At 69.5% G+C, this 14726-nt stretch carries 1 protein-coding gene and 1 pseudogene; both read left to right on the forward strand.

Features of this window, described 5'->3' with window-relative positions; genetic code table 11:
* On the forward strand, positions 1-2272 hold a 2272-nt coding region (locus tag NN4_RS08340), incomplete at its 5' end, for a condensation domain-containing protein (protein ID WP_147129381.1).
* Positions 2273-2472: 200 nt separating this feature from the next.
* A pseudogene (locus NN4_RS08345) lies at positions 2473-14682 on the forward strand (amino acid adenylation domain-containing protein); the annotation flags it as partial.
* Between the last annotated feature and the right edge of the window lie 44 nt (positions 14683-14726).

Genomic DNA, 14726 nt, shown 5'->3' on the forward strand with positions numbered 1-14726 from the left:
GGCCGGCGCACGGCCGCCGCTGGCCCGGGTGCCGCGCACCGATCGGGTGCCGCTTTCCCTTGCCCAGCAACGGATGTGGGTGCTCAACCAGTTCGATCCGGACTCGCCCGCCTACAACATCCCCCTGGCCATCCGGTTGTCCGGCGTGCTCGACGTGCCCGCGCTGCGCAATGCCGTCGCCGACGTGCTGGAGCGGCACGAGACCCTGCGCACCCGTTACCCCGCGGACCCGTCCGGGGTGGCCTACCAGGAGATCCTCTCGGTCGGCGAGGCGCTGCCCGGCGGCCTGGAGACGGTCACCACCGCGGATCCGCTCGGCCGTATCACCGAGCTGATGGCCACCGGTTTCGATGTGACGCAACAGGTTCCGGTGCGCGCGCTGCTGCTCGCGGTCGGCCAGGACGAGCACCTGCTCGCCTTGGTCGTGCACCACATCTCCGCCGACGGCGCCTCCATGGCGCCGCTGGCGCGCGATCTGGTGACCGCGTATCTCGCTCGCATCGGCGGTAATTCGCCGCGCTGGTCGCCGCTCGAGGTGCAGTACGCCGACTTCGCCAGCTGGCAGCGCACGGTCATCGGCACCGACGACGACGAGAACTCCATCGCGGCACGGCAGTTGGCCTACTGGCGCAGCCAGCTCGACGGGCTGACCGGCGAGCTGAACCTGCCGCTGGACCGCCCGCGCCCCGCCATCCCGTCGATGCGCGGCGCGTCCACCGGCTTCGCCGTGTCGCCCGACGTGCACGCGGCGCTGGTTCGGCTGGCGCGCGAACACAATTCGACGCTGTTCATGGTCGTGCACGCCGCGCTGGCGGTGCTGCTGGCCCGGCAGTCGAACAGCAGCGACATCGCCATCGGCACCCCGATCGCGGGCCGCGGCGAACGCGCGCTGGACGACTTGGTCGGCATGTTCGTCAACACGCTGACGCTGCGCACCGCCGTCGAGCCCGGCGTGACGTTCGCCGAACTGATCGACCGGGCCCGCGAGACCGACCTGGCCGCCTTCGCCAACGCGGACATCCCGTTCGAACGGGTCGCCGAGGTCGTCGCCGCCGGTCACGCCTCGGTCTACAACCCGTTGTTCGGCGTGGTGCTCTCGTTCCAGAACAACGAGCAGCCGTCGCTGGAACTGCCCGGCCTGACCGTCACCGGGCTGGACGGCGGCGAGATCGCGGCCAAGTTCGACCTGCAGGTGAACGTCGACCCGCGGCACCGCCCCGACGGTGCGCCCGACGAGCTGATCACCGCGATCACCTACGCGACAGACCTTTTCGACGAGTCGACGGTGCAGGCGCTGTGCCGCAGGCTGGAGCGGGTGCTGACCGCGGTGGTCGCCGATCCGCAGGTGCGGGTCGGCGATATCGACCTGCTCGACGCGCAAGAGCGCGAGCGGGTGCAGTCCGCCGCGGAGTCCGCGCAGGAGTCCGCACCCAAGGGCGGCACCGCCACCACCGGAACCGCGCTGACGCAGGCGCTGACCGCCGTGGTCGAGGACGACCCCGACGGTCCCGCGCTGGTCTTCGGTGAGGACGCGGTGAGCTACCAGGAACTCGATGCCCGCTCGTCCCGCCTGGCGCGCGTGCTCGCCGCCCGTGGCTGCGGCCCGGGCGACGGTGTCGCCGTGCGGTTCGACCGCGGGGTCGATGCCGTGGTGGCGACCTGGGCCGTGCTCAAGGCCGGGGCCGCGGTGGTACCGGTTGCCTCGCTCGACGCGCCGATTCCGGCGGGGCCGGTCGTGAAGACCGGGCTCACCAGTGCCACGGCACCGGTGGCGGGTGAGGTCGATTGGCTCGTGCTCGACGATCCCGCGGTGGCCGCCCAGATCGCGGCCGAATCGCCGCGGCCGGTCACCTACGCACACCGCACGCGGGTGCTGCGCGGCACCGACCCGGCCTTCGTCGGGGCGCGCACGCTCGACTATGACCAACTGGCCGGTGCGGCGGACCGGTTGCGCACGGACACCGAGCTGACCTTCGAATCGCGGACCTTCCAGTTCGGCGGTTCGGCGGAGCTGGCGTTGATCGAAGTGGTGGCCGCAGGCTCGTGCGGGGCGTCGATGGTGCTCGCCCCGGTCGATGCCGACCTGACCGAGGCGCTGGCCGACGAGTGGGTCAGCCACCTGCTGACCGACCGAGCGGGACTCGGTACCCTCGATCCGGCGGCGTTGGCGGATCTGCGGGCGGTGGCGCTCGCCGACGGCGCCGATGTCGACAGCGCATGGACGCAGGTGGCGACCGTGGTCGCCCTGTCCGATCTGCTGCGTGCGGGGTAAAACCCGTCAAGTACCGGGTGCAAGCCCCTAAAAACATGACTAGGGTCACTCGGGACCGGTTTGCCGAATCAGGGCAGCCGTTGCAAGTGTGGCGTAAACATGTTCGACAGGCAGGATGAGCAGAGTTTCATGGTTCGTGTAGTGGGGGACGTGCGGTCGGCTCGGCGACGGGGAAGCAAGACCCTGGCACTGGTGACCGCATGACGCGTCCCGCTCGTGTCCGTCCGGCCCGAACCCGGCGGCCCCGGGTCATCACGCTGCCGCAGCTGATGGCGACGGCCGTCGAAGCGAACCCCGACGGCATCGCCCTGCGCTACGCCGACGCCACCGCGACACTGGCGCAGGTGAGCTACGCCGAGCTCGACGAGCGGTCGACCCGGCTGGCACGGCTGCTCATCGATCGCGGTATCGGCCCGGAGGATCTCGTCGCGATCGGCATCCCGCGTTCGATCGAGTCCGTGCTCGCGGTCTGGGCGGTGGCCAAGTCCGGCGCCGGCTTCGTCCCGGTGGACCCGAACTACCCGGCCGACCGGGTCGAACACATGGTGAAGGACTCCGGCGCGGTCTTCGGCCTGACCACCAGGCAGGCGGCGACCCAGCTGCCCGGGCAGGTCGAATGGCTTGCCATCGATGGTGATTCGACGCTGCACTCGCTCGAACAGCACTCGACCGAGCCGATCACCAACGCCGATCGGGTGCGTCAGCTGCGCGCCGAGCATCCGGCCTGGGTGATCTACACCTCCGGTTCGACGGGCGCGCCGAAGGGCGTGGTGGCCACCCAGGCCGGGATCGCCGGCTTCTGCGAGGAGCAGCGCACCCACTACGGCGTCACCAGTACCGCACGCACCCTGCACTTCTCGTCGCCGTCGTTCGACGCGTCGATGCTGGAGATGCTGCTCGCGCTGGGCGGCGCGGCGACTATGGTCGTGGTCGCGCCGACGGTGTTCGGCGGCGACGATCTGGCCGAGCTACTGCGCCGCGAGCGGGTGACCCACGCGTTCATCACCCCCGCCGCGCTGGCCTCCATCGATCCCGCCGGTCTGGACGACCTCGGGGTCGTCGCGGTCGGCGGCGAGGCGTGGCCGCCGGATCTGGTGCGGCGCTGGCTGCTTCCGGTGTCCGGCGGGGTGCGCGCGCTGTTCAACATCTACGGACCGACCGAGACCACCATCGTCGTGAATATCGGCGCGCCGCTGGAACTGGACGCGCCATTGACCATCGGCGGACCGATCCGCGGCGTCACCGAATACGTGCTGGACGAGCGGCTTTCGCCGGTGCCGGACGGCGTGGTCGGCGAGCTGTATATCTCGGGCGCCCAGGTGGCGCGCGGTTACCACGAGCGGCCCGCGCTCACCGCGACGCGCTTCATCGCGAACCCGTTCGACCCCACCGGTTCTCGGCTGTACCGCTCCGGCGACCTCGTCCGCTGGACGGCGGACGGCAGGCTGGAGTACGCGGGCCGCAACGACTTCCAGGTGCAGGTGCGTGGTTTCCGCATCGAGCTCGGTGAGATCGACGCGGTACTCGCCGGACACGACAGCGTGGACTTCGCGGTCACCATCGGCCACCAACTCGACAGTGGCGCCACGATTCTGGCCTCCTACGTGCTGGCAGCTCCTGGCGCGGCGATCGCTGCCGACGAGCTGATCGCGCTCGCCGAGCGCAAGCTGCCCGCGCACATGGTGCCCACCAGCATCACGGTGCTCGACGAGATCCCGCTGACCCCGGTCGGCAAGCTGGACCGGCGCGCGCTACCGGCACCGCAGTTGCAGACCAAGGAATTCCGTGCGCCGAGCGGCGAACTGGAGCTGCTGGTCGCAGGCATCTTCGCGGAGCTGCTCGATGCCGATACCGCGATCGGCGCCGACGACGACTTCTTCGCCCTCGGCGGCAACTCGTTGATCGCGACCAAGGTGGTGGCCAGGCTCGGCGCGCAGATCGGCGCGCGCGTACCGGCGCGGACGGTTTTCGAGGCACCGACGGTCGCCGGTCTGGCGGCCCGGCTCGAGCCGATCGCGGGCTCGGGCGGGCGGCAGGCCCTGACGCGGATGCCGCGCCCCGAACACATTCCGTTGTCGCTGGCGCAGCAGCGGATGTGGTTCCTGAACCAGTTCGACACCGCGTCGGCGGCGAACAATATTCCGTTCGCGATCCGGCTGTCCGGCTCGCTGGACGTGCCTGCGTTGCAGGCGGCGGTCGCCGACCTGGTCGAGCGACACGAGACCCTGCGCACCGTCTACCCGGCGGTGGACGGCACCGGTTACCAGGTGGTGTTGCCTGCGGCGCAGGCGATTCCGGAGCTGACGGTGACCGAGCTCGCGGCGTCGGCACTGCCGAACACGCTGGCCGAGTTCATGCTGGCCGGTTTCGATGTGGCGGCCGAGGTGCCGCTGCGGATGGCGCTGTTCCAGGTGGGCCGCGACGATTACGTGCTCGCGGTGGTCGTGCACCACATCGCGGCCGACGGCACCTCGATGGCGCCGATGGTACAAGACCTGACCGTCGCCTACTTCGCGCGCGCCGCGGGCACCGCGCCCGAGTGGGCGCCGCTGCCGGTGCAGTACGCCGACTACGCGCTGTGGCAGCGCGCGATGCTCGGCGACGAGAACGATCCACGGTCGGTGGCCGCCGCCCAGATCGGTTACTGGCGAACCGCTCTGGCGGGTCTGCCCGGCCGGCTCGAGCTGCCGACGGATCGATCCCGGCCCGCGCTGGCCTCCGGCCGCGGCGGGGTCTACACGTTCGAGGTGGACGCGCAGATCCGGGCGAAGCTCGAGGCGATCGCCCTCGACACGGGCGCCTCACTGTTCATGGTGGTGCACGCGGCCTTCGCCGCGCTGCTGGCCAGGCTGTCGGGCTCCGCCGACATCGCCATCGGTACCCCGGTGGCGGGCCGCGGCGAGGCCGAGCTGGACGGCCTGATCGGCATGTTCGTCAACATGCTCGTGCTGCGCACCGACACCGCGCCGGGCAAGTCGTTCCGTGAACTGGTCGAGTCCGCCAAAAAGGTGGACCTCGCGGCGTTCTCGCATGTCGAGCTGCCGTTCGAGCGGCTCGTCGAGGTGCTCGATCCTGCCCGTTCGCAGGCGCATCATCCGCTGTTCCAGGTGGCGCTGTTCTTCCAGAACATGGACAAACCCGTGTTGGAACTACCGGGGCTGTCCGCGGCGGCCCTCGATCTGGATGGCGCGGCAGCCAAATTCGACCTGCAGTTGACCGTCACCCCGCACGAGGGCGACGACGCAGGCATGTCGGCGATGTTCACCTATGCCACCGACCTGTTCGACGAGGCGACGATCGCGCGCTTCGCCGCCAGGCTGCGCAGGCTGCTCCGGTCGGTCACCGCTGATCCCGACCGCGCATTCGGCGATGCCGACCTGCTGTCGCTGGTCGAGCGGGATCGAATTCTGTTCGAGTGGAACGACACCCGGCAGCGGGTGGCACCGGATCTGCTGCTCGACGGCTATCGGCAGATGGTGGCCACGACCCCGGATGCTGTCGCGCTGGCCTACGAGGGCACCGAACTCACTTATCGTGAGTTCGATCAGCGGGTCAACCAGCTTGCCCGGCTGTTGATTTCGCAGGGTGTGGGTGCGGAGTCGCTGGTAGGACTGGCGATTCGGAGGTCTCTCGACCTCGTTGTCGGCATGTATGCGATCGTGACCGCGGGTGGTGCGTATGTGCCGCTGGATCCGGATCATCCGGCCGAGCGGATCGCGCACATCCTCGATACCGCCCAACCCGCCTGTGTCGTGACAACTTCCACTGACGCGGCCGCCTTGCCCGCAGGCGTTGCGACCGTGACCATCGACACCGCCGATCTGGCGCGGTTCGATAGTGCCCCGGTCCGCAAGGACGAGTTGCTCCGGAAGGTGCTGCCGCAGCATCCCGCGTATGTCATCTTCACCTCGGGCTCGACGGGTCGTCCCAAGGGTGTCGCGGTGTCGCATGCGGCGATCAACAATCAGATCGAGTGGATGCTGGCGGAGTACCCGCTCAACCAGGACGACGTCTACTTGCAGAAGACCGCGACCACATTCGACGTGTCGCTGTGGGGCTTCTTCATGCCGCTGCGCGTCGGCGCGAAACTGGTCGTCGCGACCCCCGACGGGCATCGCGACCCGGCCTATGTCGCGGAAACCATTGCCGCGCAGTCGGTAACGGTCACCGACTTCGTGCCTTCCATGCTGACGATCTTCGCGGCGCACACCGCGAAGGGCGCCGTGCCGACGCTGGAGCAGATCTTCGTGATCGGCGAGGCGCTGCCGCCGGAGACGGTCACCGCGGTGCACGCGGTGATCGATGCGGACGTGCACAACCTCTACGGGCCCACTGAGGCTGCGGTGTCGGTGACCTACTGGCCGGCCGACGGGTCGGATACCCGCTCGGTGCCGATCGGGTTGCCGCAGTGGAACACTCAGGTCTACGTGCTGGACTCGCGGTTGCGCCCCGTGCCCGACGGTGTGGCGGGCGAGCTGTACCTGGCCGGTGACCAACTGGCCCGCGGCTACGTCCGCAGGCCGGACCTGACGGCGGATCGCTTCGTGGCGAGCCCGTTCGGCGCCGGTCAGCGCATGTACCGCACCGGCGATCTGGTGGTGTGGCGCAAGGCCTCCGGTGCCGAGGCCGACGACGAGATGGTGCTGGACTACCTCGGCCGCACCGACTTCCAGGTGAAGTTCCGCGGCCAGCGCATCGAGCTCGGCGAGATCGAAACCGCCTTGCTCGCCCACGATTCGGTGAGCCAAGCCGTCGCGCTGGTCAGCCAGTCGTCGCTCGGTGACCAGCTGGTCGCCTACGCGGTCGCCGCGCCCGGCGCGCACATCGACCCGCAGGAGCTGCGGGCCGCCGTGGCGGAAACACTGCCCGCCTACATGGTTCCGGCCGCCGTCGTCGCGCTCGACGCGTTCCCGCTGAACCCCAGCGGCAAGCTCGATCGCAAGGCGCTGCCGGAGCCGATGTTCACCGCGCGCGAATTCCGAGCGGCCGCAACGGCGGTCGAGGAGATCATCGCCGGCGTGTTCGGCGAGGTGCTCGGCCTGGCCAGGGTCGGCGCCGACGACGACTTCTTCGCCCTCGGCGGCAACTCGCTGATCGCCACCCAGGTGGTGGCGCGGCTCGGCGCCGCGGTCGGCGGCCGGGTGCCGGTGCGGACGCTGTTCGAGGCGCCCACCGTGGCCGGTCTCGCGGCGGTGATCGACTCGCAGGTGCACGGACGCCCCGGCGTCGAGCTCGGCAGCATCGCGCGACCGGACCAGTTGCCGCTGTCGCTGGCACAGCGCCGGATGTGGTTCCTCAACCGCTTCGACCAGGACGACGAGACGGCCGGATCGGCCGCCTACAACCTGCCGTTCGCGCTGCGGCTGACCGGTGCGCTGGATGTGGCCGCGCTCGGCGCGGCGCTGCACGACGTGGTGGCGCGGCACGAGGTGCTGCGCACCGTGTACCCGGAAACGGCCGACGGCCCGATCCAGGTGGTGTTGCCGCCCAACGGTATTGACCTCGATGTCGCGCCGCGGGTACTGAGCGAGGCCGACGTCGCGGGCGCGGTCTACGCGCTGGCATCGAGTTCGTTCGACGTGACCGCCGAGGTTCCGGTCCGGGTGGCGCTGCTGCAGGTAGACGGCGTGGCGGACACGTATGTGCTGGCCGTCGTGGTGCATCACATCGCCGCCGACGGTTCCTCGATGGGCCCGCTGGCGCGCGACGTGATGATCGCCTACGCCGCGCGGACCGCGGGCGAGGCGCCGAGCTGGGCGCCGCTGCGGGTGCAGTACGCCGACTACGCGCTGTGGCAGCGGGCGGTGCTCGGCGACGAGTCCGACGCCGAATCGATTGCCGCGCAGCAGATCAGCTTCTGGCGCACGCACCTGGCCGACCTGCCGGATCTGCTCGAGTTGCCGACGGATCGGCCGCGTCCTGCCATCGCGTCGATGGCCGGTGCGCGGGTGGACGTGCAGATCGACGCGGCCACCCATGCCGGTCTCGTGGAACTCGCTCGCGCGCACGGTGCGACGCTGTTCATGGTCGTGCACACCGCGCTGGCCGTGCTGCTGGCCCGGCTTTCGGGCGCCACCGACGTCGCCATCGGCACGCCGCTGGCCGGTCGCGGTGAGCGCGAGCTCGACGACCTGATCGGCATGTTCGTGAACACGGTGGTGTTCCGGACGCAGTTCGAGTCGGGCGAGTCGTTCGCCGAATTGCTCACCAGGCAGCGGGAATCCGATCTGCAGGCGTTCGCGCACGCGGACATCCCGTTCGAGCGGCTGGTCGAGGTGCTCAACCCGCCGCGGTCGACGGCGCATCACCCGCTGTTCCAGGTGGGGTTGTCGTTCCAGAACATCGCGCGCACCGCGCTCGAACTGCCCGGCCTCACGGTCGCGGGGCTGGACGCGGATCTGGCTGTGTCGCAGTTCGATCTGCACCTGATCGTGGGCGACGGCTACGACGAATCGGGTGTGCCCACCGGCCTGGGTGGGTTCTTCACCTATGCGACAGATCTTTTCGACGCCGCTACGGTGCAGGGCTTCGCCGAGCGGTTGACGCGGATTCTCGCCGCCGTGGTGGCGGACGCGCGGGTGCCGGTCGGCGATATCGAGATCCTCGACGAGGCCGAACGCGATGCGGTGCTGGCGCACTGGAACGTGACCGAGCAGCAGGTCGACGAGTCGGCGACGCTGGTCTCGCTGGTGGATGCCGCTGTGGCGGCCGATCCGCGATCCGTGGCGCTGGTAGCGGATCTGCCCGAAGGTCGCGCGAAGGTGACTTACGGCGAGCTGGATGCTCGGGTGAATCGCCTTGCCCGGTACCTCATCTCGATCGGCGTGGGTCCGGAGTCGCGGGTCGCGCTGGCGTTCCCGCGGTCGATCGATCTGATCGTGGCGATGTATGCGGTGGCGAAGTCCGGTGGTGCGTATGTGCCGGTGGATCCCGCGCAGGCGGCCGAGCGTACGAGCTACATCCTGGAGTCGGCGGCACCGGTGTGCGTGCTGACGAACGCTGCCGCCGAGTTCGATACCCCGGTAGCGCCTTTGGTGCGGATCGACGAGCTCGACCTCGAGGGACTGGATTCTTCCCCGGTAACCGATGCCGATCGGGTTGCGCCGTTGCGTCCGGCGAATACCGCGTATGTGATCTTTACGTCGGGTTCGACGGGTCGGCCTAAGGGTGTGGCGGTTTCGCATGCGGCTATTGCGAATCAGTTGCAGTGGAAGGTCACTGAGTTCGGGTTGGATGCGGCGGATGCGATTCTGCTGAAGACGGCTGCGACGTTCGATCTTTCGGTGTGGGAATTCTGGTCCGCTGCGGTGTGCGGTGGCCGATTGGTCATCGCCGCGCCTGATGGTCATCAGGATCCGGCGTACTTGAACGAGTTGATGGCCCGCGAGTGGGTCACCACGCTGCACGTGGTTCCCTCCATGCTCGACGCATTGGCGACGGCGGACTTCCCGACCTCCCTGTGGCGGGTCTTGGCGATCGGTGAGGCGCTGCCCGGTGGCCTGGCGCAACGCTTCCTACGCGACTATCCCCGCGTCGAACTGTTCAACCTGTACGGCCCGACCGAGGCCGCGGTGTCCATCACCAGCCATCGGGTCACCCGCAACGACCAGGCGTCCGTGCCGGTCGGTGCGCCCGAGTGGAACAGCCAAGTCTTCGTGCTGGATTCGCGGCTGCGGCCGGTCCCGGTCAGCGTTTCCGGCGAGCTCTATCTGGCCGGTGCGCAGCTCGCCCGGGGTTACTTCGGTCGGGCGGATCTGACGTCGGATCGGTTCGTGGCCAACCCCTTCCAGACCGGCGAGCGGATGTACCGCACCGGTGACCTGGTGGCTTGGAACGCCTCCGGTGAGCTGGAGTACCGGGGCCGCACCGACTTCCAGGTGAAGATCCGCGGTTTCCGCATCGAGCTCGCCGAGATCGAGGCCGCGCTGCTCCCGCTCCCGCAGATCGCCCAGGCCGCCGTCATCGCCAAGTCCGACCCGTGCACCGGTGACCGCCTCGTCGCCTACCTGGTCCCCGCGACCACCGGTATCGATGTCGCCGAGGTGAAGTCGGCGCTGACCGCTGGTTTGCCGTCGTACATGGTGCCGTCGGCGTTCGTGGTGCTGGATGCGTTGCCGCTCAATGTGAACGGCAAGCTGGATCGGAAGGCGTTGCCGGAGCCGGAGTTCGAGGCTCAGGTCTTCCGGGCGCCGTCCACGCCGATCGAAGAGATCGTGGCCTCGGTGTACGCAGAGGTGCTCGGCGTCGAGCAGGTCGGCGCCGACGACGACTTCTTCGGCCTCGGTGGTAACTCGCTGCTGGCCACTCAGGTCGCGGCACGCATCGGTGCCGCGCTGGACTTCCGTGTCCCCGTTCGTACGCTGTTCGAAGCCTCGACCGTCGCGGGCTTGGCCGCCAAGGTCGAACAGCACGCAGGCACCGGCGGTCGCAAAGCCCTGGTCGCAGGACTGCGTCCGGAGCAGATCCCGCTGTCGCTGGCACAACAGCGCATGTGGTTCCTGAACCAGTTCGACACCGCCTCGGCCGTCTACAACATCCCGGCCGCCATCCGCCTGTCCGGCGACCTCGACGTCGCCGCATTGCAAGCGGCGGTACGCGATCTGGTGGCCCGCCACGAGATCCTGCGCACCACCTATCCGCAGACCCAGCACGGCCCGGTGCAGTCCATCGCCGCAGCGGTGCCGGTCGATCTCGCGCCCGCACGCATCGACACGGTCGACGTGCCGGACGCGGTATACCGCATCGTCGCAGCGGGTTTCGACGTCACCACCGAGGTGCCGTTCCGCGCGAAGCTGTTCCATGTCGCCGACACCACCGACCACGTCCTGGTCTTCGTGGCGCATCACATCAGCGCGGACGGCTGGTCGATGGGCCCGCTGACCCGCGACCTGGTGCTGGCCTACGCCGCCCGCACCGGCGGCGAGGCACCGGCCTGGGCGCCGCTGCCGGTCCAGTACGCGGACTACAGCATCTGGCAGCGCGACGTGCTCGGCGCCGAGGACGACCCGCAGAGCCTCATCGCTCAGCAGGCCGAATACTGGCGCACCGCGCTGGCCGCACTGCCCGACGAACTGGCCCTGCCCGCGGATCGCCCGCGACCGGCAACCGCCTCCTACCGAGGCGCGACGCTGGACTTCGAGCTCGACGCGGATCTGCACGCCGCCCTCGATCGCGTTGCCCAGCAGCACAACTCGACCCTGTTCATGGTGGTGCACGCGGCGCTGGCCGTCCTACTGTCGCGGTTGTCCGGCAGCACCGACATCGCCATCGGCACCCCGGTGGCCGGTCGTGGCGAGGCCGAACTCGACGACATGATCGGCATGTTCGTCAACACCCTGGTATTGCGCAACGAGATCGAGCCGGGCGCCACCTTCGACGCGTTGCTCGCCGACGTCCGGCAGACCGACGTGGCCGCCTTCGGCCACGCCGACCTGCCGTTCGAACGCCTGGTGGAGCTGCTGGATCCGGTCCGCTCCGCGGCGCGGCATCCGCTGTTCCAGGTGATGCTGGTCTTCCAGAACCTGGCGCAGACCTCGCTCGAGCTGCCCGGACTCACCGTGTCCGGCATCGACCCGCAGGTCCAGCCCGCCAAGTTCGACCTGCAACTGACCGTCGCGGAACAGCCTGACACGCAAGGCATTTCGGCGGTCCTCACCTACGCGACCGACCTGTTCGATGCCGCGACCGTGCAGAACTTCGCCGACCGTTTCCGCCGCATCCTCGCGGCGGTGGCGGCCAACGATGCGGTAGTGGTCGGCGATATCGACCTGCTCGCCGCCGGTGAACGCGAACTCGTCCTGCACGAATGGAATTCGCTGGGCGCCTGGGTGCCCGGCGCCACGCTGCCCGGCCTCATCGCGGATCAGGTGTGGCGTCGGCCGGACGCCATCGCCATCCGATTCGGTGACCGCACACTTACCTTCCGTGAGTTGCAGCGCCGCGCCAACCAGGTGGCCCGCGCACTGATCGCCCAGGGCGCGGGTCCCGAATCGCTGGTGGCCGTTGCCGTTCCGCGTACCGAGGACCTCCCGGTCGCGCTGCTCGGTGTGCTCGCCACCGGTGCCGCCTACCTGCCGATCGACTCCACCTACCCGGCGCAGCGGCTGGAATTCATGCTCGCCGACGCCGCTCCGGTCTGCGTACTGACCACGCTGGACGACCGCGCCGCCGTACCCACCGGTGACCTGCCCGTCGTCTTGTTCGAGGAGACAGCGGCTTTCGCCGACGCGCCCATCCACGACGCGGACCGGCTCGCGCCGCTGCACCCTGACAATCTGGCCTACGTCATCTACACCTCGGGCTCGACCGGGGTGCCGAAGGGCGTCGGTGTCGCACACCGCAATGTCGTCGAGCTGTTCGCGAACACCCAGACCCTCTTCCGGTTCGACGAGAACGACGTCTGGACGCTGTTCCACTCGTTCGCCTTCGACTTCTCGGTGTGGGAGCTGTGGTGTGGCCTCGCGCACGGCGGCGCTGTCGTCGTGGTCGACTACCTGACCTCGCGGTCGCCGGAACAGTTCCGCGAGTTGCTCATTCGCGAACGTGTGACGGTGCTGAACCAAACCCCGTCCGCCTTCTACCAATTGGTGGAGGCCGACCGGGCCGCGGAGCCGGACGCGCTGGCGCTGCGCTACGTGGTGTTCGGCGGTGAGGCCCTGGATCTGCGCAAGCTCGAGCGCTGGTACGAACGGCACGGCGCGGCAACCCGTCTGGTCAACATGTACGGCATCACCGAGACCACGGTGCACGTGTCGTTCCTGCCGCTGGACGAGCGGGACCGGCACAATCCGGCCAGCGTCATCGGCCGCGCGATCCCCGGCCTGGACGCGTACGTGCTCGACCCGCGCCTGCATCCGACTCCGCTGGACGTGCCCGGCGAGATCCACGTCGTCGGTGCGCAACTGTCCCGCGGCTACCTGGGCAGGCCCGGCCTCACCGCGACCCGCTTCGTGGCGAACCCGTTCGGCGCGCCCGGTTCTCGCATGTACCGCACCGGTGACGTCGGCCGCTGGCGTGATTGCGGCGACAAGGCGCAGCTCGAATACGCCGGTCGCAGCGACCAGCAGGTGCAGCTGCGCGGTTTCCGGATCGAACTCGGCGAGGTCGAGGCGGCTTTGCTGCGGTGCGACGGCGTGAATCAGGCTGTCGCCCTGGTTCGTTCGGAGGGCAACGGTGACCGGCTCATCGGCTACGTGGTCGCCGACAGCGCCATCGACCCGGTGACCGTCCGTGCCCAGGCCGCCCAGTTCCTGACCGGCTACATGGTGCCGGATGCGATCGTGCCGCTCGATGCGCTCCCGCTGACGCCGAACGGCAAGCTCGACCGCAAGGCCCTGCCCGCTCCGGAATTCGTCAGCGGCACCGTCTTCCGGGCGCCGAGCTCGCCGCTGGAGCAGACGGTCGCACAGGTCTTCGCGGATCTGCTCGGCGCGGAGACGGTCGGACTCGACGACGACTTCTTCGCACTCGGCGGCAACTCGCTGCTGGCCGCGCAGGCGGTCGGCCGGCTGCGCGAGGCCACCGGTGCCACCGTCAGCGTGCAGTGGTTCTTCACCGATGCCACGGTGGCCGGCCTCGTCGCGCGGATCGACACCGCGGGGGAGTCCGACGCCGACGCCGCGATGCAGGTCCTGCTGCCGATCCGCATCGGCGGCACCGCGGCACCGCTGTTCTGCCTGCACCCGATGTACGGCCTGGCCTGGAGCTACGCCGGGCTCACCCAGTTCCTGCCCGCCGACCAGCCGATCTACGGCGTGCAGTCACCGGCGCTGGCCGAGGACGGCGACCTGCCCACCTCGATCGCCGAGCTGGCGCACCGCTACGTCAGCGAGATCAGGACCGTGCAACCGCACGGGCCGTACAAACTGCTCGGCTGGTCGCTCGGCGGCGTGCTCGCCCATGCGATCGCGACCGAGCTGCAGGCCGACGGCGAGCAGGTCGCGCTGCTGGCCATGATGGACAGCCACCCGAACCCCGACGTCGCGGGCTTCCGCGCGGCGGTGCGCGGCGCGCTGGCCGAACTCGGGCTCGGCAGCGACCTGATCGCCGACGAGGACGACATCTACGACCTGAGTGACCAGGCGCTGGCCGCGCTGCACGCGATGATCCCGCCGGAACTGGTCGCACTGACCCCCGAACGGTTGCGTCGCATCTATCGCAGCGCGGTCCGCTCGGCCGAACTGATCGCCGAGCACCGTCCAGGGGTATTCCACGGCACGCTGGAGTACTTCAGCGCCGCCGTGGCCGACCCCGCGGATGTGCTTCGCGCCACTGCGACCGACTGGGCTCCGCACGTCACGGGTGCGGTGCACGACCGGCCGATCGGGGTGACGCACGCGCAGATGACCGCACCGGAGGCGCTGGCCGACATCGGTGCTCAGCTGGCCGTTCTGCTCGATACCGCGAGCTGAGCGGCCCCGGCCGAGGTGAGATCACCAATCGCGCCTCGGCAGGG

Source organism: Nocardia ninae NBRC 108245 (assembly GCF_007990755.1).
GTDB lineage: Bacteria > Actinomycetota > Actinomycetes > Mycobacteriales > Mycobacteriaceae > Nocardia > Nocardia ninae.